Origin of the sequence: Ignatzschineria ureiclastica (assembly GCF_003121845.1) — a bacterium.
Taxonomy (GTDB): domain Bacteria; phylum Pseudomonadota; class Gammaproteobacteria; order Cardiobacteriales; family Wohlfahrtiimonadaceae; genus Ignatzschineria; species Ignatzschineria ureiclastica.
Genome location: NZ_QEWQ01000001.1, coordinates 113,640 through 133,633, shown reverse-complemented (window position 1 = coordinate 133,633; position 19,994 = coordinate 113,640). Strand labels below are relative to the sequence as shown.

At 40.4% G+C, this 19,994-nt stretch carries 16 protein-coding genes; 3 read left to right on the top strand and 13 right to left on the bottom strand.

Annotated elements, in window-relative coordinates; genetic code table 11:
- Positions 1–26: 26 nt before the first annotated feature.
- The 4 genes from DC083_RS00510 to DC083_RS00495 all read right to left on the bottom strand — a co-directional run bounded on the left by DC083_RS00510 (position 27) and on the right by DC083_RS00495 (position 4,250).
- Positions 27–1,214: an acetate kinase gene (locus DC083_RS00510; protein WP_109188345.1), complete on the bottom strand. Its 1,188-nt coding sequence runs from the start codon at positions 1,212–1,214 to the stop codon at positions 27–29.
- A gap of 690 nt (positions 1,215–1,904) precedes the next feature.
- A complete protein-coding gene (locus DC083_RS00505; protein ID WP_109188344.1) occupies positions 1,905–2,414 on the bottom strand; it encodes a hypothetical protein in 510 nt (169 codons plus the stop codon).
- A 134-nt stretch (positions 2,415–2,548) separates the two neighbouring features.
- Positions 2,549–3,028, bottom strand: coding sequence for an rRNA maturation RNase YbeY (gene ybeY / locus DC083_RS00500; RefSeq protein ID WP_109188343.1), 480 nt, complete (start codon positions 3,026–3,028; stop codon positions 2,549–2,551).
- A gap of 214 nt (positions 3,029–3,242) precedes the next feature.
- Positions 3,243–4,250 carry a PhoH family protein gene (locus tag DC083_RS00495; protein WP_109188342.1) on the bottom strand — a complete coding sequence of 336 codons (1,008 nt, stop codon included), beginning with the start codon at positions 4,248–4,250 and terminating at the stop codon, positions 3,243–3,245.
- 233 nt (positions 4,251–4,483) lie between these two features.
- On the opposite strand from DC083_RS00495, the gene DC083_RS00490 reads away from it, so the two are divergent.
- Genes DC083_RS00490 through DC083_RS00480 form a run of 3 tightly spaced genes read left to right on the top strand, consistent with a single transcriptional unit; the run spans position 4,484 to position 8,673 of the window.
- A complete protein-coding gene (locus tag DC083_RS00490; RefSeq protein WP_109188341.1) occupies positions 4,484–6,931 on the top strand; it encodes an ATPase, T2SS/T4P/T4SS family in 2,448 nt (815 codons plus the stop codon).
- On the top strand, positions 6,924–7,652 hold the full coding sequence (locus DC083_RS00485; RefSeq protein ID WP_109188340.1) for a pseudouridine synthase: 729 nt from the start codon (positions 6,924–6,926) through the stop codon (positions 7,650–7,652). The genes DC083_RS00490 and DC083_RS00485 overlap by 8 nt, the downstream gene beginning before the upstream one ends.
- Complete coding sequence (locus DC083_RS00480; protein ID WP_109188339.1) at positions 7,636–8,673, top strand: class I SAM-dependent methyltransferase; 1,038 nt, start codon at positions 7,636–7,638, stop codon at positions 8,671–8,673. Before DC083_RS00485 ends, DC083_RS00480 begins: the two co-directional genes overlap by 17 nt.
- Before the next feature lie 165 nt (positions 8,674–8,838).
- Here the strand turns inward: DC083_RS00480 and pckA are convergent, their stop codons facing one another.
- The 9 genes from pckA to DC083_RS00435 all read right to left on the bottom strand — a co-directional run bounded on the left by pckA (position 8,839) and on the right by DC083_RS00435 (position 19,896).
- Complete coding sequence (gene pckA / locus DC083_RS00475) at positions 8,839–10,449, bottom strand: phosphoenolpyruvate carboxykinase (ATP) (RefSeq protein WP_109188338.1); 1,611 nt, start codon at positions 10,447–10,449, stop codon at positions 8,839–8,841.
- A gap of 104 nt (positions 10,450–10,553) precedes the next feature.
- Positions 10,554–11,726, bottom strand: coding sequence for a D-alanyl-D-alanine carboxypeptidase family protein (locus tag DC083_RS00470; protein ID WP_034855190.1), 1,173 nt, complete (start codon positions 11,724–11,726; stop codon positions 10,554–10,556).
- 14 nt (positions 11,727–11,740) lie between these two features.
- On the bottom strand, positions 11,741–12,889 hold the full coding sequence (locus DC083_RS10150; RefSeq protein ID WP_157954853.1) for a septal ring lytic transglycosylase RlpA family protein: 1,149 nt from the start codon (positions 12,887–12,889) through the stop codon (positions 11,741–11,743).
- Between the two features lie 2 nt (positions 12,890–12,891).
- Complete coding sequence (gene mltB, locus DC083_RS00460) at positions 12,892–13,989, bottom strand: lytic murein transglycosylase B (RefSeq protein ID WP_229822006.1); 1,098 nt, start codon at positions 13,987–13,989, stop codon at positions 12,892–12,894.
- Positions 13,986–15,122: a rod shape-determining protein RodA gene (gene rodA, locus DC083_RS00455; RefSeq protein WP_109188336.1), complete on the bottom strand. Its 1,137-nt coding sequence runs from the start codon at positions 15,120–15,122 to the stop codon at positions 13,986–13,988. The genes mltB and rodA overlap by 4 nt, the downstream gene beginning before the upstream one ends.
- A complete protein-coding gene (gene mrdA, locus DC083_RS00450; RefSeq protein ID WP_157954852.1) occupies positions 15,112–17,265 on the bottom strand; it encodes a penicillin-binding protein 2 in 2,154 nt (717 codons plus the stop codon). Before mrdA ends, rodA begins: the two co-directional genes overlap by 11 nt.
- Before the next feature lie 7 nt (positions 17,266–17,272).
- Complete coding sequence (mreD, locus tag DC083_RS00445) at positions 17,273–17,764, bottom strand: rod shape-determining protein MreD (protein WP_157954851.1); 492 nt, start codon at positions 17,762–17,764, stop codon at positions 17,273–17,275.
- On the bottom strand, positions 17,751–18,608 hold the full coding sequence (gene mreC / locus DC083_RS00440; protein WP_157954850.1) for a rod shape-determining protein MreC: 858 nt from the start codon (positions 18,606–18,608) through the stop codon (positions 17,751–17,753). Before mreC ends, mreD begins: the two co-directional genes overlap by 14 nt.
- Positions 18,609–18,846: 238 nt before the next feature.
- Positions 18,847–19,896 (bottom strand): rod shape-determining protein, encoded by a 1,050-nt coding sequence (locus DC083_RS00435; protein ID WP_194508279.1) that lies wholly within the window; start codon positions 19,894–19,896, stop codon positions 18,847–18,849.
- Positions 19,897–19,994 lie beyond the last annotated feature (98 nt).

The following is a 19,994-nucleotide window of genomic DNA, read 5'->3' as shown; positions in this document are numbered from 1 at the left end:
ATTTTTAAGCGTAGTTTTGCCTATTACTACGCTTTTTTACCGATAATTTCTAAAGTATCTTGGACGATCATCCCTTCCTCATCGGTACACACAACTAAGGCTTTACCAAAGGCAGAGCTTGTTGCAATCACACCTTCTGTACCACGAACACAATGTTCATTTGAAGGGCGACTAAAGGCATAACCTAAGAATGCGAGTTGTTCCATAATTAATTCACGCACATAAGAGGAATTTTCCCCGATACCACCGGTGAATACAATGGCATCTAATTTTTGGAGCGCAGGTAAATAGGATGCGACTGTTTTAGCAACACGATAAGCGAACATATCGAGGGCTAATTGGCAGCGTTTATCGCCTTCATTCGCTTTTAACTCTAATGTGCGGCAATCATTTGATACACCAGAAATCCCTAAAAGCCCGCTCTTGAAGTTCAAAAGATGATCAAGCTCATAAATATCATAGTTAAGACGCTCAACTAAGTAGGGGACTAAACCTGGATCAATTGAACCAGAGCGAGTGCCCATCATCAATCCTTCAAGTGGCGTTAATCCCATGCTTGTATCGACAGATTTTCCTTCTTTAACGGCGGTTACTGAAGCACCATTACCTAAATGGCAGCTAATAAGATTGATTTTATCTAATGGAATATCGAGAATTTCAGCGGTTCTTTCAGTGATATAGCGATGGCTACTACCATGGAAGCCATAACGGCGAATATTGAAATCCTCATAAAGCTCATAAGGGAGCGCATAGAGATATGCTTCTTCCGGCATTGTTTGATGGAAAGCTGTATCAAATACTGCAACATGCGGTAATGTTGGGAATACTTCTTGTGCCGCTAAAATCCCTGTTAAGTTTGCAGGGTTATGAATTGGTGCAAGTGGCGCACAACGTTTGATAATTTCAATAACTTCAGGGGTAATTTCAACTGATTTTTGGAAATATTCCCCACCATGGACAACACGGTGACCAACGGCAATCACTTCACCAGCAAGATCCCGTGATTGTAAATAATCAAATACAGCTCGGAAAGCGCCTGCATGAGTACCATCTGTTAATGATTCTGTATTTTTGCCTTCATGTTTGAAGGTAATAGTGGCTTCTGGTGTATTGAGCTGCTCGGCAGTACCACTAATGACTGTTTGACGATTTTTAGTTTCAATGAGGGCAAATTTAAGAGAGGAACTTCCGCAATTAATGACTAAGGCATACATAGCTGTTTAACTCCTTATAGGTTTGTCTTAATGGACAATTACTTTACAATTAAAGTTAGCATTACGATTGAAAGATGATCTAAATGTATAAGTGAGAATGTTTGTGATTGTACTCACTAATACCGTTATCGTTGTAGAGAGATCTTTCTCTTTATAACCTAACCATATATGAATTTTTAATACATATTTAATTAATACAATTAATCTATATAAAAAGCTTTATTGATTACCTATTATGATATTAAATCCGGTTAATTTTATCAGTATTAATTTATTTTGGGTATCAAAAAATGGCACCAAAAAATAAAGTAACTTAAATTAACAGTGGATTAAACTTACCATCTCTATTTATAACACTATTTTGCACATAAATGGATGAAATTGTATTGGAGTTTGACTTATATTTAATTTTCTTTAATTAAAATTTTATTTTGTGAATATTAAGGCTGAAATGCCTCTCTTATTGCATAATAGTTTTCTATTTAGATTGATTACATATACAGTTAAATGGATCGCGTTACTTATGATCTATATCTAATTTTATCTAAGAGGATGAGGTTATTAGAAAGAGTGCTTAGAGGAGATTTTAAAAGATATAGTGCAATACCTCGATTAAACGAGGAGTATGATGTGCAGAATTGTATTTAAAAAGTTGCATATATAGGTGAATGATGCGTTTAAAATAACTAGCTAACCCTGTGGCATTTGTGCTGTAATCTCAAGAAGTGTTTGAATAAAATCTTTGAGTAGAAAAGCGATACCGAAATAGATCCAGGCAGTCACAATGAGTGTTATAAATCCTGTTTTATTACGACTGTAGCCCTTAAAAAGACCAATACCTACAGTCGTGAACGCTGCTGCATTGAGGAAGCTAAAGAGGTAGAATCCCACTTGGAAAAACTTCGGTCCTCGAATATCGAGTAGGCTGACGACTTCATAACGGAGCCAAATAGTACCGAAATAGGTGATAGCGAGAAAAATGAGCGCAATAATCAGTGCAACAATGGCCATTGGACGTAAATGTGGACGTTCTTTGTAGAGTGCGCCGGCAGTAAAAAGCATAAAGATTGAGATCAGCGAAACCGGCACCGTTGTAGTTAAGCGTGCAAAGAGTAGGTTAAAAATAAATAGACCAATCCAAGCGATAATGAAGATAGTTCGTGGTTTGGGCGCTTGCTTTTTTGGGATATCGGAACTCATAAAACGACCTTTAAAATGAATAGGATGAATGACGTCTAAATAGTAGATAAATTAAATAGTAGATACCTCGAATAGAGTATTACTATAGCATAACTTATTTTAAGGGTTACTCACCTAGAATTACCCATCTAGAATTATTCATCTATTTGATAAGGGTTAGCAATTTCTAATTGAGCCAAAATCTCTATCTCAAGGGCTTCCATCTCTTGCGCTTCCTCATCGGTTATATGATCAAAGCCCAATAAGTGTAATGTTCCATGAATGGTCATATGGGTAAGATGTGACTCAATTGATTTTCCTTGTTCTGCGGCTTCCGCTTCAATGACCGGCATTGCAATGATAATATCGCCTAATGTGGGAATTTCATCCGCAAGAAAATCAGGGACTTCGAAAGGGAAAGAGAGCACATTAGTAGGTTTATCTTTGCCTCGATATTCTCGATTAAGCGCCTGTATCTCTTCATTATCCGTAAAGCGAATAGTCACTTCCGCTTCCTTTTCAAAGCCGGCAACAGAGAGTGCTAGGTTGACCCAAGTTGCGATTTTTTCATCGGAGGGGAGGGATGTTTCAATATTTCGTTGGCAATCGATAGTTAAAAGTGAAAGATCACGCATAGTAATAATACTCATATTGGATTGTAATGTCATAGGATGATAGCGTAACAGGGTTAATTACAGTTAAATAGAAGATATCGGATATCCGATAGTCGATATCTAAGATGCTGAGAATAATAGGGTACTTAAAATAAAATAAGATGATCGTTTGGCAATCATCTTATCAGTTTATATGATCAATGCGTTTGCATTTGCATTTGCATTTGATGCTATTTTATTGAACAGACTCTCGCTCAGCACGACGGGCTTCTTCTCGCTTCTCTTTGGCAACGCGTTCTGCTTCATCTGCTTTCTCATAAGCATCAATAATCTTGGCAACCATCGGATGACGCACGACATCGGCAGAAGAGAAGTGGCTAATAGAGATTCCCTCAACATTGTTTAAGATCTCAAGTGCGTGTTTTAAACCTGACTTAACGTGACGTGGTAGATCCACTTGCGAAGCATCGCCGGTAATGACCGCTGTGGAACCAAAACCGATACGGGTTAAGAACATTTTCATCTGTTCAATAGTTGTATTTTGCGCTTCATCAAGAATGATATAAGCATCATTGAGTGTTCGACCCCGCATAAAAGCAAGTGGTGCAATCTCTATGGTATGGCGTTCAATCAGCTTATTGACTGTTTCAAAGCCAAGCATCTCATAGAGTGCATCATAGAGCGGTCGAAGATACGGGTCGATCTTTTCCGTCAAATCGCCAGGGAGAAAGCCGAGTTTTTCACCCGCTTCAACTGCCGGGCGTACAAGGATGATTCGGCGTGCCTCATCTTTTTGCAGTGCTTCCACTGCGGCCGCAACAGCTAAGAATGTCTTACCGGTACCTGCAGGGCCGATACCAAAGTTGATATCATTTTGGCCCATATTGTAGAGATACGCTTTCTGTGCCGGCGTGCGTCCACGAATAAGGCCGGCTTTAGTTTTAATCACTCGATCTTGAACTGTTTGCTCTACTTCTTGAAATTCAGGCCCAAGCTCTTGAATAACGAGATGAACATCATTTGGTTCAAGCCATTTTTCATCTGTTTGCCGATAGAGCTCTTCTAAAATTGCGCGGGCATTCTCAATATCTGTATGATTTCCCACAATTTGAAATAATGCACCACGATTATTGATATCGACCATGGTTCGCTTTTCGATAAGTCGCAGATGCTCATCTAAATTACCGCAAAGATTAGAGAGACGTTCGTTGTCATCGTCAAAAGAGAGTGTGATTTTACTCATTCGGCTTTTTATAATCCTTATATTAAAGAGTGATGATTCTGATTTATTGATGAAATTTTCACAAAAGAGAACATAAGAATAGTGTAGGAGTTTGGTGAAAATAACATAAAATTAGTGTTATAACTCTACATTATGAACAGAAGAGACTCAAGAAGTAGTGCTATAATAGCTACAATTTTGGGATAAAAGTATTAAAAACAAGGTTTATAACGAAATAAAATGAAGGGGTCACTGTGAAACTCGAAGAACATCAACTCATTCAAGCATTGATTGCCTTAAAATGGATCTCGAAAGAGGCGATTCCATTGTTGTCGGCTAAAATGTATGAAAATGAAAAATCGGTAGTGGGTAAATTACGGGCTCACGGTCTATCGAGTGACGCTATTTTTGAAGGGGCGATGTTTGCTAATATTAATGCTAAGCACTCATTATTAGTCGTGGATTTAGCTTGTCTTAATTTAGCACAAGTGATTGCGATTGGTACGCCTCTTACTGTTTCGCAGATGAATGATTATTTTATTGCACCGATTGGAATGATCGATGGGCGATTGAAAATTGCGGTCGCAGATATCGAAACAGTGGCTCTGTTAAAGCAAATACATTTTCCGGCACCAGTAGATTATTGGCTCGCTGATAGTCAGCAAATTCAAATTTTAATTGCCCAAATTGCAGGTATGCGTGAGCGAGCTGAAAAAGCAGAAACAGCGGTTAAAGCAAAAGAAGCGAAAGAGCGGGCGGAACAAGAGCAGGAAGCGCTCAAAGAAAGAGAGAGAGAAGCGCGAGAAGCATCCGCAAAAGCTCAATTACTTCAAGCACAAACTAATCAGGAGCGTCAATCGGCGGAAGCAAATGAGGGGCATGAGTCTATCGATCAAAACAATGCGGATCGAGATCGGATGGAGAAGGCTGAGAATAGTAGGGTTGTTGATGCCATTGAAGAGAATCATTTTGACGAAAACCCTAGGGAAGACTCTAGAGGAGAAAATGTCGTAGAGAGTGATTCTATAAAAGGCGATTCTATAGAGGACGATCTTGCCGAAGATAATTCCGATGGAACGGATCGTGTAATAGAGGCGTATCATGATGAAGATTACCGACAAGATACTGAAGAAGTGGTATTACCGGTCGATGATGATTATTTAGCTGAGATTGATGCACAGGCAGATCAATATCGAATGGTAGATGAAGACGATCAAGATAACGGAGCTCGAGAATTGAGTTATCAATATGCCGATGCCGATGAAGATTCAATATCGCAGGCCAGAGTAATGACAGAGGGAGTAGTCATTTCAGAGGCGACAGTATCCACACTTGAAGAACTAGAGACTGAAGAATTAGAGGCTGAAGAATTAGAGTCTGAAGAACAAGCAGTAGACAATGACAGTCTGATAGAATTAGACGTTGATTTAACGGAGAACGATGGACATCTTGAGTTCGACCGTCTTAATTCTAAAGTGAGTGTTACCAATTCCCCATCAATGGCTCTGAAGTCCGATCTTCCAGGGGAACTTACGAGTGATGATCTGGTGGGCTATCTCAATTTTGTATTATTAGATGCTGTGACACAAAAAGCATCTGATATTCACTTTGAACCTTATGAATCTCATTATCGTATTCGCTTCCGTATTGATGGATTATTACAAGAAGCCTATCAAGTTCCGGAAAAGTATCGTGAACGCATTGCCTCTCGATTAAAAGTGATGGCTGAGCTTGATATTGCAGAAAAGCGTCTACCACAAGATGGTCATTTAACCATTCAATTAGATGAAGATGATGCAAATGGTGAATCGGTTGATGCGCGTATTTCGGTGATCCCAACCATTTGGGGGGAGAAGGTTGTACTACGTCTACTTGATAGTAATGAAGTTGCATTAACTTTGAATCAATTAGGGTTATCAAATCACGATCGACAAGTTATTCAGGCGGCGATTGAACGATCACAAGGTTTGATTTTGGTGACAGGGCCTACGGGCTCTGGTAAAACGGTGACACTCTATGCGGCGCTGAATGTACTCAATCAGGCGAGTCGGAATATTGCAACGATAGAAGATCCGGTAGAAATTAATCTTGAAGGTATTAATCAATTGCAGATTCATCCGGAAATTGGTTTAGATTTTGCTGAAGCATTACGGGCTTTTTTACGACAAGATCCAGATGTTGTCATGGTGGGAGAGATTCGAGACTATAAGACTGCAGATATTGTAGTGAAAGCAGCACAAACAGGGCATTTAGTTCTCTCTACACTGCATACAAACTCTGCCATTGAAACACTCAATCGCCTTAAAAATATGGGGATTGAGCTTTACAATATTGCTTCAACGGTTAAACTCATTATCGCTCAGCGTTTGGTGCGAACCCTTTGTCATTGTAAAGAGGAGGATATTGTAGATTCCCACTATTTAGAATCATTAGGCTTTACTCCAAAACAAGCGGCCAGTCGTTTCTTTAGAGCAAAGGGGTGTTCTGAATGTCGAGATGGTTATAAAGGACGCCGGGCTATTTTTGAAGTGATGTCCATTTCAAAACGAATGGAAGCTTTGATCTTAGAAGATGCCGGCACTATTGAGGTTCAAAGACAAGCAGAACGGGAAGGGATTAAAACATTGCGACAAGCTGGCATTGAGATGGTTTTAGAAGGCGTTACTTCCTTAGAAGAGGTTTTACGGGTCACACATGACTGATTATCGACTAGATCAATTTTTACAAAAAACAGCAGGCGTCTCTCGCAAAGAAGCAGGAAAAATTATCCGGGGCCGTTGGGTGACGGTCAATGGTGAGACGGTTACTGCACGAGATTATAAAGTATCCGTAACAGATAAAATCTATCTTGATGATGAATTATTAATTCATAATAATGAGTATCGCTATTTTGTCCTTTATAAGCCGGCGGGGTACGTTTCAAGTCATCGTCACGATGGTCATCTTTCGCTCTTTACATTATTAGATGAGCCAATTGAAGATCTTCATATCGCCGGGCGATTAGATGCAGACACTACAGGATTAGTACTAATTACGGATGATGGTGCTTGGTCGCATGCAGTCACACATCCTAAGGGGAATCAAGCACTCGACAAGGTGAAAAAGGTTTATGATGTGGAATTAGCTGCACCCATTACGGTAGAGATGATCCGAGCTTTAGAGACAGGCGTGATGCTCAATGGTGAAACAACAATCACGAAGCCAGCGGAAGTGATCATGATCGATACTCTACATATCCAATTGATTTTAATAGAAGGGCGCTATCATCAAGTCAAAAGAATGTTGGCGGCGGTAGGGAATCGTGTAGAGAAGCTACATCGGGCAGCCATTGGTAATATTACATTAGAAGGTTTAGCGGTCGGAGAGTATCGAGCGTTAACGATAGAAGAGAGAGAAGGATTAATAAATGGCAGAAGCAAGTAGTGCATTATTTCAGAATCAATCCCTAATGAGTGAAGGAAAGGGGTTATTGATTGCCGATGAGAGCTTTGTAATTGAGAGCGCTGTTGTGCGGGATAATATCCAATATATGACCAATCGCAAAGATATTGCTAATCAATTAGATGCAATGGGTTTTGCCGGCAATTTAAGTGATTTTATTTTGGAAGAAGTGGCAGATGAGAGTCTTGATTTTGTTCTATTTCGATTGAATAAATCTAAGGTTTTAACTTTCTATCTATTAGAACAGATCGCGCGTATTTTAAAAGCAGGTGGACATCTGATCTTAACAGGGCACAATCAAGAGGGGATTAAAAGTGTTATTAAGCACGCTTCTGCAATGGGTGATATGGAGTTAACGCTTGTTGGTAAAGGAGTGCGTTATGCCGATATTACGAAACGTGCTGGTGCGACATTAGAGTTAGGGGGATTTGAATATCGAGAATTATTAGTGCTTGAGGATTTTGAGCAATCTCTCGACTTTGTGAGTAAACCCGGAATCTATGGTTATAAGAAAATTGATGAAGGCAGTCGTTTTTTAGTAGAGACACTTTCAGAAATAGGCGACAGTATTAAAGGGAAAGTGCTCGATTTAGGCTGTGGCTATGGCTATTTGGCGGGCTCTATTGGGGATCATCCCGAAATAACAGAATTAGTGGCGACCGATTGTAATGTGCCGGCCGTTGTATTGTGTGAGTATAATTTGCAGCAGTTAGATATTCCTGCAACAGTGACACTCGATGATTGTGGTTCAATGTTAGAAGATCGTACTTTTGATCGTATTATCTGTAATCCGCCCTTTCATCAGGGATTTGGTACTTCTCAACCTTTAACAGAAAAATTTGTACAAAATTGTAAGCGATTATTACGCCGTAAAGGTATTGCTTATCTTGTAGTGAATAAATTTATTGCGATCGAAAAGATCTGTTCAGAACAATCGGTTCGCTGTCAGCAAATAGCTAGTAATAATCAATTTAAAATTATGCAGTTAGAACGATTTAAATAATCAGTGTTTATTGATCTATTGCAGATCGCACCGCAGGAAATAAAGAATATAAAAAATCCCAACAATGTTTGTTGGGATTTTCTATTTCCATCTAATGATTTCAGTTTAATCACTAAAATCATCACTTAGGTTTGATGGATTCGATTTCCTCTTGGTCTTGAGTGCCTATTTTTTAGGGCCAACTTTTGCTAATTCAGCACCGAGTTCGGTATCTGTGTATTGGTCAAAGTTTTTCTCAAAGAGACCAGCAAGGTTTTCTGCTTTAGCCTGCCATTGTGCTTTATCAGCATAAGTATTGCGAGGATCTAATAATGTGCTATCAACGCCAGTTACTGCTTTAGGCACATCAAGATTGAAAACAGGGATTGTTTCTGTTTCAGCTTGATCGATCTCGCCGCTCAAAATTGCGTTGATGATATTACGTGTATCTTTCAAAGAGATACGTTTACCAGTACCATTCCAACCAGTATTGACGAGGTAAGCTGTCGCGCCAGATTCTTCCATACGTTTGACTAATACTTCAGCATATTTTGTTGGGTGAAGTAGAAGAAATGCTGCACCAAAACAAGCTGAGAATGTTGGCGTTGGCTCAGTAATACCACGTTCAGTACCTGCTAATTTAGAGGTAAAGCCTGAAAGGAAGTAGTATTGCATCTGCTCAGGCGTTAATTTAGATACAGGTGGAATCACACCGAATGCATCTGCAGTTAAGAAGATTACTTTCTTCGCAGGACCCGCTTTAGAGATAGGTTCTACGATGTTATCGATATGGTAAATTGGGTAAGAGACACGAGTATTCTCAGTTTTTGATCCATCTGCGAAGTCTACAGAACCATCTTCTTTAATCACGACATTTTCAAGAAGCGCATCACGGCGGATAGCACCATAGATCTCTGGCTCATGTTCTTGTGAAAGGTTGATTGTTTTGGCATAGCAACCGCCTTCAAAGTTAAATACACCATCATCATCCCAACCATGTTCATCATCCCCAATTAATTGACGATTTGGGTCAGTTGAAAGCGTTGTTTTACCTGTACCTGAAAGGCCAAAGAAGATAGCCGTTTCACCATCTTTACCGACGTTTGCAGAGCAGTGCATTGAAGCAATGCCTTTCAATGGTAAGAGGTAATTCATCACAGAGAAGAGACCTTTTTTCATCTCGCCGCCGTACCAAGTACCACCAATTAATTGCATATTTTCGGTTAGGTTAAAGGCCACAAAAGTCTCTGAGTTTAAACCCATCTCTTTGTAGTTTTTATTGGATGTTTTTGCGCCATTTAATACGGTGAAATCAGGTTTAAAGTTTTTGAGTTCTTCTTCTGTTGGGCGAATAAACATGTTTTTCACAAAGTGTGCTTGCCATGCTACTTCTGTTACGAAGCGAACACTTAAACGTGTTTCAGCATTTGCACCACAGAAACCATCTACAACAAAAAGACGTTTGCCATCTAACTCTTCGAGTACGAGTGATTTAAGCTCATTCCAAATCTCTTGAGTAATGGGCTTATTATCATTTTTACCTTTCCCTGAATCCGCCCACCATACAGTATTTTCTGTAGTGGCATCGCGAACAATATATTTATCTTTAGGAGAACGGCCTGTATAGATACCTGTATCTACTCCTACAGCGCCAAGATTAGTGACAGTACCTTTATCGTAGCCTGTGAGGCTTGGATCAGTCTCTTCTTGAAAGAGTACTTCATAACTTGGGTTATATAATACTTCAGTTGCGGTAATACCTTGAGCTTTTAGATCGTCAATAATCTGTTGTGACATGTCTCGTTTCCTAAAAATTTAAGTCAAAAAATAAACGCGCATCATTGGCGTGAGAAGTATCATATCTAATAAACTACAAAATTACTACAAAAAATTGTCTAAATTTAGAGCGCTTCTTTGAAGTTATTGATTCTATTATTAAGTTTCATTAAAAAACTCGACCATAAACGATGAAAAATCCCCACCTTTTCTACATTTTCAAGGGCTACTACCGGAAAGCTATAGAGCATGTGATTATCGATATAAAACTCAAGATTTCCTACTTGTTCACCCTGTGAAATAGGTGCTTCAAGGCCCGGATTTACTTGGATTTGCGCTTTCAGATTATTGTATTGGATTTTAGGGAGAGTCGCAGTAATACTATCTGCAACGCCAACGGGTACAGTTTTATCAATACCGTGAAGCACATTGGCACGTGCAATAATTTGGCCGGCATCATAGATTTTCTTCCGATCAAAATTTTGGAATGCAAAGTTGATCAGTTCCCGAGAAACACGTTGACGATAAGCTTCGCTATCTGCCCCCATTACAACAACAATAATCCGAAATCCATTACGTTCAGCGCTCGAAGCTAACCCATAGCCCGCGCTCTCAGTATGACCCGTTTTGATGCCATCGACGGTTGGATCTTCGTAGAGTAATGTATTGCGGTTTTTCTGAGAAATATTGTTCCAAGTAAAACTCTTTTGAGAATAATATTTGTAATGATCCGGGAAGTTTTTAATGAGTGCACGAGAAAGTAGAGCAAGGTCGTATGCTGTCGTTAAGTGCTCAGGATCAGGTAAACCACTGGCATTTTTAAAGTGGCTATTTTTCATACCAATTTCGGCGGCTTTCTCATTCATGACTTCGGCAAAAGCCTCTTCTGTCATATAGGTATGCTCTGCAAGCGCGACCGCAGCATCGTTACCTGATTGTACGATTAGACCTTGGAGTAAGTTCTCAACCGATACTAATGACCCCTCTTCAACAAACATTCTCGAACCCGGCATACGACGAGATTTTGGAGAGATTAAGACATTGTCTGTTTTGTGGATTTTGCCTTTTTTAATCGCATCGGCGACAACATAATCTGTCATCACTTTAGTAATACTGGCAGGTTCAAATTGTGTCTGGCTATTGGCTTCCGCCAGGATTGCTCCTGTATCGTAATCCATAATAACCCAGGATTTCACCGCATATTGCGGTAACTGTAATGTATTACTAGGAGATTGTGCCATGCTGATCGTCATTGACGATACGGCGATAGCGCAAAATGTCAGAATTTTTTTAAACATATTTCTTTTCATCTCTAAAAATAGCTAATAGTTGATTTAACAGGTAAAGTTGCAGCGATATTTTCCGCTTCGCTTGCATGGCTATATTGACCGACATAGACCTTATAAAGTCCACCATGATACTGCAATTTCACAGGATATGGCAGTTGATTTGTCATGTTCTGTTGAAAGTTGCGCGCATTGCTTTCGCTACTAAATGAACCTAATTGAATATGATATTGTGGCAGTGAACTACTTGGCAATACCCGATCAATTGCGGTATTTTCGCTCGTAGGTGGCGAGTCAAAGAATTGTTGCTCGATTACTACAACATTATTAGGTTGATTTAATGTGGAACTTGATGCGCTGTTTGATGGCGCAGGGAATGAGACAGGGCTGTTATTCCCATAAGTGGTATTGCCATAAGTAGTGGTATTCGTGGGAGTAGGCGATTGATTTTGTGCAAGATCAGCCCACGTTTCAAGATCTGAGAATGGTTCTTTGAGCGAGGCTTCAATCGCTTTATCATTTTGCGCTTCAGGCGTAGAGACGACAACCACTTTATTGACAGCATCTTTATTGGCAGTATTCGTAGTGTTTCCTGATTGCGCACGCTTTGCCGGAGGATCTTTCTTATCAGCAGCAGGTTTCTTACTTGGATCTAAATATTGGTGTGGTGAAAGTGCTTCAACAATTACCGGCGCGGTTCCTTTTTGATCAACGCCTAATACTTTTGCCGCCGCATAAGAGAGATCGATAATCCGTCCCTTCACAAAAGGCCCACGATCATTGACCATGACCGTGATACTTTTGTTATTTTCTAGGTTTTTGACCGTCACAAAACTTGGGATAGGGAGCGTCTTATGGGCTGCTGTATAGGCATGCATATCATAGGTATCGCCACTAGAAGTCCGTTTTCCATGAAACTTATCACCATACCAAGAGGCAATGCCTTTCTCTTTATAGCCTTTGGTGGTGGGTAATAGATGATAAGTCTTACCAAAGACAACATAGCTCGCAGGGTTACCGCTTTTACTCAGTGGTAATGCTTTCGGAGTTGCACCGACGCCACTATGCTTGGCTTCAGAGGCGTTTTTTGAGGCACAACTTGCAATAATGAAGCAAGAGAGAGCGATCAGTAGTAACCCTTTATATCCTTTCAAATGGTTTTTGAGCTCTAACATTGTTAGCGGACTCCTCGTTTAATCGCCTCAGAGACTTGATAAACGGCTAAAGCATAGAGTTTTGAATGATTATAGCGCGTGATTGCATAGAAGTTCTGATAGCCTAACCACCATTCATCTACCTTTGGATTGCTCGTGACTTCAAATTCAAAAAGGGTCACTTTTGCCGAAGGATCTGCATTGGTGATGACACCTGCTTGTTTGAGCTGTGCTACCGTCTCTTTCGGCGGTGTTAAGCGACCTGTCTGTTTAAGTGCTTGATAAGCGCTGTTAGTTGGGCTGACTGAAACTTGCTCAGCGATCTTGCCACCTCTTACCCAACCACTTTTCATGAGGTAATTGCCAACTGAACCAATGGCATCCACTGGATTATTCCAAAGATCCCGATGACCATCGCCATCAAAATCGACAGCATAAGCAAGATAGCTTGAAGGCATAAATTGTGGGTAACCCATAGCGCCGGCATATGAGCCTTTATAGCTCATAGGATCGCCCCCATTTTCTGCAAGAATATTAAAGAAGTTGGCTAATTCTTTAGAGAAATAATCGGCTCGGCGCGGATAATCAAAGGCAAGTGTCGAGAGTGCATCGACGACTTTCCAAGAGCCTTTATTTTGACCATAACCTGTTTCAACGCCAATAATTGCCGCAATGACAAAACGATCAACGCCGTACACCGCTTCTGCTCGAGCAAAGGCATCTTCATACTGATTATAGAATTTAATACCATCATTAATACGTTTTTCGGTCATAAAGATCGGACGATAACGACCCCAATTCATGACACCTTCTGCAGGGCGATTCATCGCTTCTACAATTTTAGGCTGTAGTGTTGTATGGTTGAGAATATCCGTCATCCATTTTGCATCCAGATTATTTTCCCGGCTTGTTTTCGCAATAAATGCTTTAACATCAGCCCGTGCAGCTAAATTCGTTTCAGGGTAACTCTCTAAACTTTTCGGCGGTGCAGGTTGCGTTACGGGCGTATAAGCATTGTTACTCTTATTCGATTGTGTCAAATTCCCTTTTGAATCACTTGCACAAGCGGTAAGAGAGAGTGCGCTGACTAAGGTGAACGTTAATAGTGATAATCTCATCATTGAATCCTTTTCGTAATTGAAGCCGGGTGAGAATAGATGTTCATTAAGATACCAAATGAAACAAAGAGTGTCATGATTGCGGTACCCCCATAACTGACAAAAGGTAAGGGTACACCGACAACGGGTAAAATGCCACTCACCATCCCTGTATTAACAAAGACATAGAAGAAGAATACTAGACAGATAGCGCCGCCGACTAATTGAAAATAACTATCTCGGGCATGAAGCGCAATATAGAGTCCTCGCCAGATAATCAGGAGATAGACAATAATTAGAAATGAAGTACCGATTAAACCAAACTCTTCCCCTATGATGGCATAAATAAAGTCTGTCGTCGCCTCGGGGAGAAATTGTAGAGAAACCTGCGTACTATTTTGCCAGCCTTTACCATATATTCCGCCAGAACCGATCGCAATTTTAGATTGAATAATCTGATAGCCTTTACCAAGCGGGTCGCTTTCGGGGTTTAAAAAGGTAATGACTCGATCTTTTTGGTACTCTTTCATACCAAAAAACCACATCGAAGGAATAGCAATAGCCACAGATACAGTCGCAATAAAGATATAGCGCCATTGAATACCGGCGAGAAAGAGTGCTGCTAATCCTGAGAAGAGAATAATGAGCGCGGTTCCTAAGTCCGGTTGCATAAAGATCAGTGCAAATGGAATACCGATCAGAATTAGGGAGCCTACAATATTGATAAGCTTAGGGGGTAAATTCGTTTTATGAAGATAGTAAGCAACCATCATCGGAACAGCTAATTTAGCGATTTCTGAGGGTTGAAATCGAATGACTTTAAGGTCAATCCAACGATGCGCACCATTGGCTTCTACACCGATAAAAATAACGGCAGTTAGTAAGAGTAGTGCAAAGATATAGAAAAGCGGTGTGAGTTGTTTAATTCGAGCCGGCGGAATAAAAGCGATGATAATCATCAGCACAAAACCGCCCCCGATCTTCAATGCCTGTGAAGTCACATAAGCCATATTATGATTAGAGGCACTATAGAGCACAAGAATGCTAAAAAGTGTCAGCATCGAGATCAGGAAGGTTAAAACTGTATCAAGGTGGAAGAAAGTGAGCAGCCCTTTTGGCTTCACCTCTTCGGTATGATACAACTCTTCATATTTCATGTTCTCTCCTCTCTGTTTCGATCCGAATTAATCCATTTGACTCTGTGGATTTCGGACGATCATCTTTTCCAAGGCGGATATTCATCAGTGATTTAACATTTTTTTCTTTGTCCGATTCCGGTGTTTGATCAGTTTCTGATGGCGAATGATAGAGATCTAGCTCTTGGTAAGGGGTGGATTCTAATTGTAAAACAGGTAAGAAGAGTTCGCTATTATTGCTTTGCAAAATAGTATTTTCTTCCGCTTGAAACTTATTTAAGACTTCAATGGCATAAGGTGTATCGAAATCTTTAATCCAAGCATCCATCACTTTCTGAGCCATCGGCGCTGCAACACGTGACCCTGACCCACCATTTTCAACAATAACCGCAACTGCAATTTTAGGATCTTTGGCAGGTGCAAAGGCCACATACCAAGCATGATCATGGTGTCGGCGATCTAAATTTTTAGCATCATATTTAGCGCCTTGTGCAATAGTTTTAACTTGTGCTGTTCCCGTCTTTCCGGCAGTTAAATAATCATTGGATTTAGTGGCTCGTGCAGTACCTCGTGTACCATGGACAACAGCGATCATGCCATCTATTACCGTATCCCAGTAACGATCATCTTTTAGGACAATAGGTTTAATCGGTGTAGGTTCAATAAAGTGTTTCTCAGTTTCTGTCGGTGAAGCAGTTGCCCCTAAAATATGGGGTTCAAAGGCTTTACCATGCATACTGACAATTGTTGTGGCTTGAGCAATTTGTAACGGTGTTGTCAGCCAATAACTTTGACCAATTCCGGCTGTAATGGTATCACCGGTATACCAAGGTTGTTTAAAGCGTTGGCGTTTATATTCGGGGGTTGGCGCAACACCGCTTGATTCCCCTAAAAGATCGATATTCGTTTTGGTTCCAAGAGCAAATGGTGCAAGGAAATCGGTTAGGGTATTAATCCCCATATTATAGGCAAGTTCATAGAAGTAGACATCACAAGAGCGTTCCAGCGCTTTGCGAAGATCAGAGGGGCCATAATAACCCATATCCCTGAATTTATGATTATTTCCGGGAACAGAGAAGTAACCTTTACAATTGATAATGGTTTTGTCAGTGATAAAGTCATTCTCGAGGCCTGCAAGTCCAATTTGGGGTTTGATCACTGAGCCTGGTGGATAGAGTCCTTGCATGACCCGATTAAGAAAGGGGGTTGAAGGATCTGTATTGAGGGCATTGAAATCATCGTGACTGATGCCATCAACAAAGAGATTAGGATCATAAGTGGGCTTAGATACGAAGGCTAGAATATCGCCTGTTTGCGGATCAATCGCAACAATGGCACCATCATAATCTTCCAATACTTCTTCGGCAATGACCTGTAATCGCAGGTCAATGGTAAGATAGATGTTTTGGCCGGGAACGGGGGGGACTTCACTGATTTTTCGTACGGTTCTACCCGATGAGCTTGCTTCAACTGTCTCAAAGCCCATTGAACCGCGAAGAATATTCTCAAAGCTCTTTTCGGCCCCTCGTTTACCCATATGGGTAATACCATTGTATTCATGCTCTAAGCCTTGCGCTTCAATTTCTCGAATATCGCGAGGATCGACACGTCCCACATATCCGATCGCATGTACAGCTCGGTTTTTGTAAGGGTAGGTTCGCACAAGATCTGCTTGTAAATGAACGCCGCCGAGTTTATGAAGATTGATTGCGATAAGGGCTGATTCCTCTTCGGTTAGACCTTTTTTGAGCACTACACTCTCTTGACGATTAGCTCGGCGAAGTGCTTTTTCAAACTGTTTGAGTTCATTCTCACTTAAAGGAATAAGTGCTTTTACATTCTCAACTAATTCATCTAGAGGAACTGTAAGATTCTGCCGAATGACTTCAAGATTGTAAGTGGGGACATTGGTCGCTAAAACTTTTCCATTACGATCAAAGATCTGTCCGCGTGTCGGTGGCAGCGGTAACAGTTTAATACGATTGTCATTTGAACGGGTTGTATAGAGCTCATGCTCAATGACTTGCAGATGAAATAGGCGCGCAATTAAAAAGATGAGTCCTATTAAAATTAGAAAAGAACTGATAATAGCCCGCCCTAAAAAATGCGGGTTACTGTTGTTCTGCTTTTTAAGGTGCTTTTTTTGGGGGGTATCTCTTTTCATAGCAGATTTATTGATCCGTAATGCCAAAAATCTCACATATTTCATTCAAAATAATATTGAGAATAGGCCAGAAAAGACTCGAAACGATAATGGGCATGATCCAATGAATAAAACTAGGTGTCGCGTTACCTAAAACACCATTGACCCAAATAGCGATAAGCGATTGAGCAATAAAAACAACCGGGATTAGAATCGTCTGCTCAGGTAATGTGAGAGATCTAATTCTAGGATAGTAGCGTTTAATAAGATAGCAGAGTAGTGTGAAGATAAAACCATGCAATCCCCATACATACGATTTAGAAATATCTAATAAAAGACCGCTAAACCAAGCCCAGCCAATACTAAAGTGATAGCGAAGTTTAATCGACCAGAAGAGCATTGTCATCGTTGCCCAATGTGGACGAATAGCTTCAAAAAAGGGAGGCATCGAAATGGTATCTAAAACAATTGCGATTCCAAAGGTAATGAGAATAATGAGGCTACGTTTAATCGATATCATGATTGTCCCCATTCGTGAGAATTAATACTTCGCGGATACGATCTAATTTCGCAGTCGGTGTTGCGATGATTTTGGCAAAGTAACCGCTTGAATCAAGGGTGATTGATTTAACAATGGCAACAGGATAACCCTGCGGAAAGCGTTCATCAAGCCCAGAGGTTACTAATAAATCACCCACTTTTACATCATCATCGAAGGCAATGTTGGTAATTTCGATCTCATTCAATTTTCCGTTACCATTGGCGATCCCCCGAATACCATTTCGATTAATTTCGATAGGTAGAGAGTGATGCGGGTCAGTAAGGAGAATCACTTTACTTGATGAGGGGGAAACAGACACTGTTTGACCTACGATTCCCAGATTATTGAGTACAGGGAAATTCTCTTCAACGCCTTGGTTTGCCCCTTGATTCAAAAGTACGATATGACGATAAGGGTCTGAGCTAATATTAATCAGTTCGGCAATGATCGTGGTATGTTCTAATTTAGAAGAAGATTGCAATAATAGTCGTAACCGACGATTTTCTGCAGTTAGTGCGGCCATCTGCTGAGTTTCATAGGCAAGATAGAGCTCTTTTTCTTCTAGGGTTTTGATTCGTTGTAAAAGTTTCTCTTTCTCGGTGTACCAATCACTAAAAGTATTCAATGCATTAGATGGTGACTCTGCAATTAGTGAAAGAGGGTGCGTGATCTCTTCTAGATAATATTTGGGAAGACGAAGATAATCAGTTCTATGGTCTAAGAACATGAGCACAATCGAAAAAAGGCAGAAGAGTACCGCCTTTCCTTTTAATCCAAAGGCATGGAAATCAAATTGTGTTTGACCTTGTTCTTTTTTATCCATGGATCTACGATTATGAGAAAGTTCTTGGGATGTCATTATATTGATATAACTGATATTACATACATCAAAATACTAGGTTGTTGAATTCTGATGAGCAAATAGAGTAAGTTAAATAGTGACAGGTAGTTATAAGTGGTTACTTTTATAGTTAAATAGCTATAAAACCTTAGAAAGTAACTATAAAAGATTGATGGGTATCAATCTTTTATTCATTAGTTAAGCCGATTACTCAATACGACTACTCAAGACCAAAGGCATTACTACCATATAATCCTTGTAATTCGAGTGCCTTACCACCACCGCGAACAACGCAGGTTAATGGGTCATCTGCAATAATGGCATCAAGCCCTGTCTCTTCAGAGATCAGTTGGTCGATGTTACGAAGTAATGCACCACCGCCGGTAATGACAATGCCGCGTTCTGAAATATCAGCGGCAAGCTCTGGTGGTGTTGATTCAAGCGCTAATTGAACTGCACTGACAATTCCTTGTAGCGGTTCCATTAATGCTTCTAAAATCTCATTTGAAGTAAGAGAGAATGTCCGTGGTAGACCTTCACTTAAGTTACGACCGCGTACTTGTGTTTCTAATACTTCAGCCGTAGGGAATGCTGTGCCGATATCATGTTTGATACGTTCAGCTGTCGGTTCACCAATGAGCATACCGTAGTTTCGACGAACATAATTAATAATTGCTTCATCGAATGTATCGCCACCAATTCTGACAGAATTAGCGTAAACAATCCCTGTAAGAGAGATCACTGCAACTTCAGAAGTTCCCCCACCGATATCAAGTACCATAGATCCTGTTGCTTCATGCACAGGAATACCAGCTCCCAAGGCCGCTGCCATTGGTTCAGGAATTAGGCGCGCTTCTAATGCTCCGGCGCTTTCAGCGGCTTCTTTAATTGCCCGGCGTTCAACGTGTGTCGCTCCTGAAGGAACGCAAACAATGACACGAGGGTTAGGTCGACCTAAGAAAAAGTTACGTTTCAAAACTTGATTAATAAAGTTTTCTAACATGATTTCTGTTTTAGGGAGATCCGCAATAACACCATCTTTTAGAGGTCGAGTCGTTTCAATTGTATCAGGCGTTCTACCCAACATTAATTTTGCTTCTTGACCAACAGCTGAGAGTCGTGGTCTACCTGTTTTAGGGTCACGCTCAATGGCTACAACAGATGGTTGATTGAGAACGATTCCCTGGCCACGCATATAGATCAGTGTATTTGCTGTACCAAGGTCAATTGAAAGATCGCGGGAAAAAAAGGATTTCAAACGTTTTGGGATCATATTATGTACTCAATGAAAAATCAGTTATCGTGTTATCACTACCAAATAAAATTGCAAAAGTAGGCAGACCTAGGAAAATAAGGTACGATTATAGC

Bases quoted from the DNA above. Each gene is read 5' to 3' on its own strand.
- DC083_RS00510 (WP_109188345.1), bottom strand. From the start codon at position 1,214: ATGTATGCCTTAGTCATTAATTGCGGAAGTTCCTCTCTTAAATTTGCC.
- DC083_RS00505 (WP_109188344.1), bottom strand. From the start codon at position 2,414: ATGAGTTCCGATATCCCAAAAAAGCAAGCGCCCAAACCACGAACTATC.
- ybeY (WP_109188343.1), bottom strand. From the start codon at position 3,028: ATGCGTGATCTTTCACTTTTAACTATCGATTGCCAACGAAATATTGAA.
- DC083_RS00495 (WP_109188342.1), bottom strand. From the start codon at position 4,250: ATGAGTAAAATCACACTCTCTTTTGACGATGACAACGAACGTCTCTCT.
- DC083_RS00485 (WP_109188340.1), top strand. From the start codon at position 6,924: ATGACTGATTATCGACTAGATCAATTTTTACAAAAAACAGCAGGCGTC.
- DC083_RS00480 (WP_109188339.1), top strand. From the start codon at position 7,636: ATGGCAGAAGCAAGTAGTGCATTATTTCAGAATCAATCCCTAATGAGT.
- pckA (WP_109188338.1), bottom strand. From the start codon at position 10,449: ATGTCACAACAGATTATTGACGATCTAAAAGCTCAAGGTATTACCGCA.
- DC083_RS00470 (WP_034855190.1), bottom strand. From the start codon at position 11,726: ATGTTTAAAAAAATTCTGACATTTTGCGCTATCGCCGTATCGTCAATG.
- DC083_RS10150 (WP_157954853.1), bottom strand. From the start codon at position 12,889: ATGTTAGAGCTCAAAAACCATTTGAAAGGATATAAAGGGTTACTACTG.
- mltB (WP_229822006.1), bottom strand. From the start codon at position 13,989: ATGATGAGATTATCACTATTAACGTTCACCTTAGTCAGCGCACTCTCT.
- rodA (WP_109188336.1), bottom strand. From the start codon at position 15,122: ATGAAATATGAAGAGTTGTATCATACCGAAGAGGTGAAGCCAAAAGGG.
- mrdA (WP_157954852.1), bottom strand. From the start codon at position 17,265: ATGAAAAGAGATACCCCCCAAAAAAAGCACCTTAAAAAGCAGAACAAC.
- mreD (WP_157954851.1), bottom strand. From the start codon at position 17,764: ATGATATCGATTAAACGTAGCCTCATTATTCTCATTACCTTTGGAATC.
- mreC (WP_157954850.1), bottom strand. From the start codon at position 18,608: ATGGATAAAAAAGAACAAGGTCAAACACAATTTGATTTCCATGCCTTT.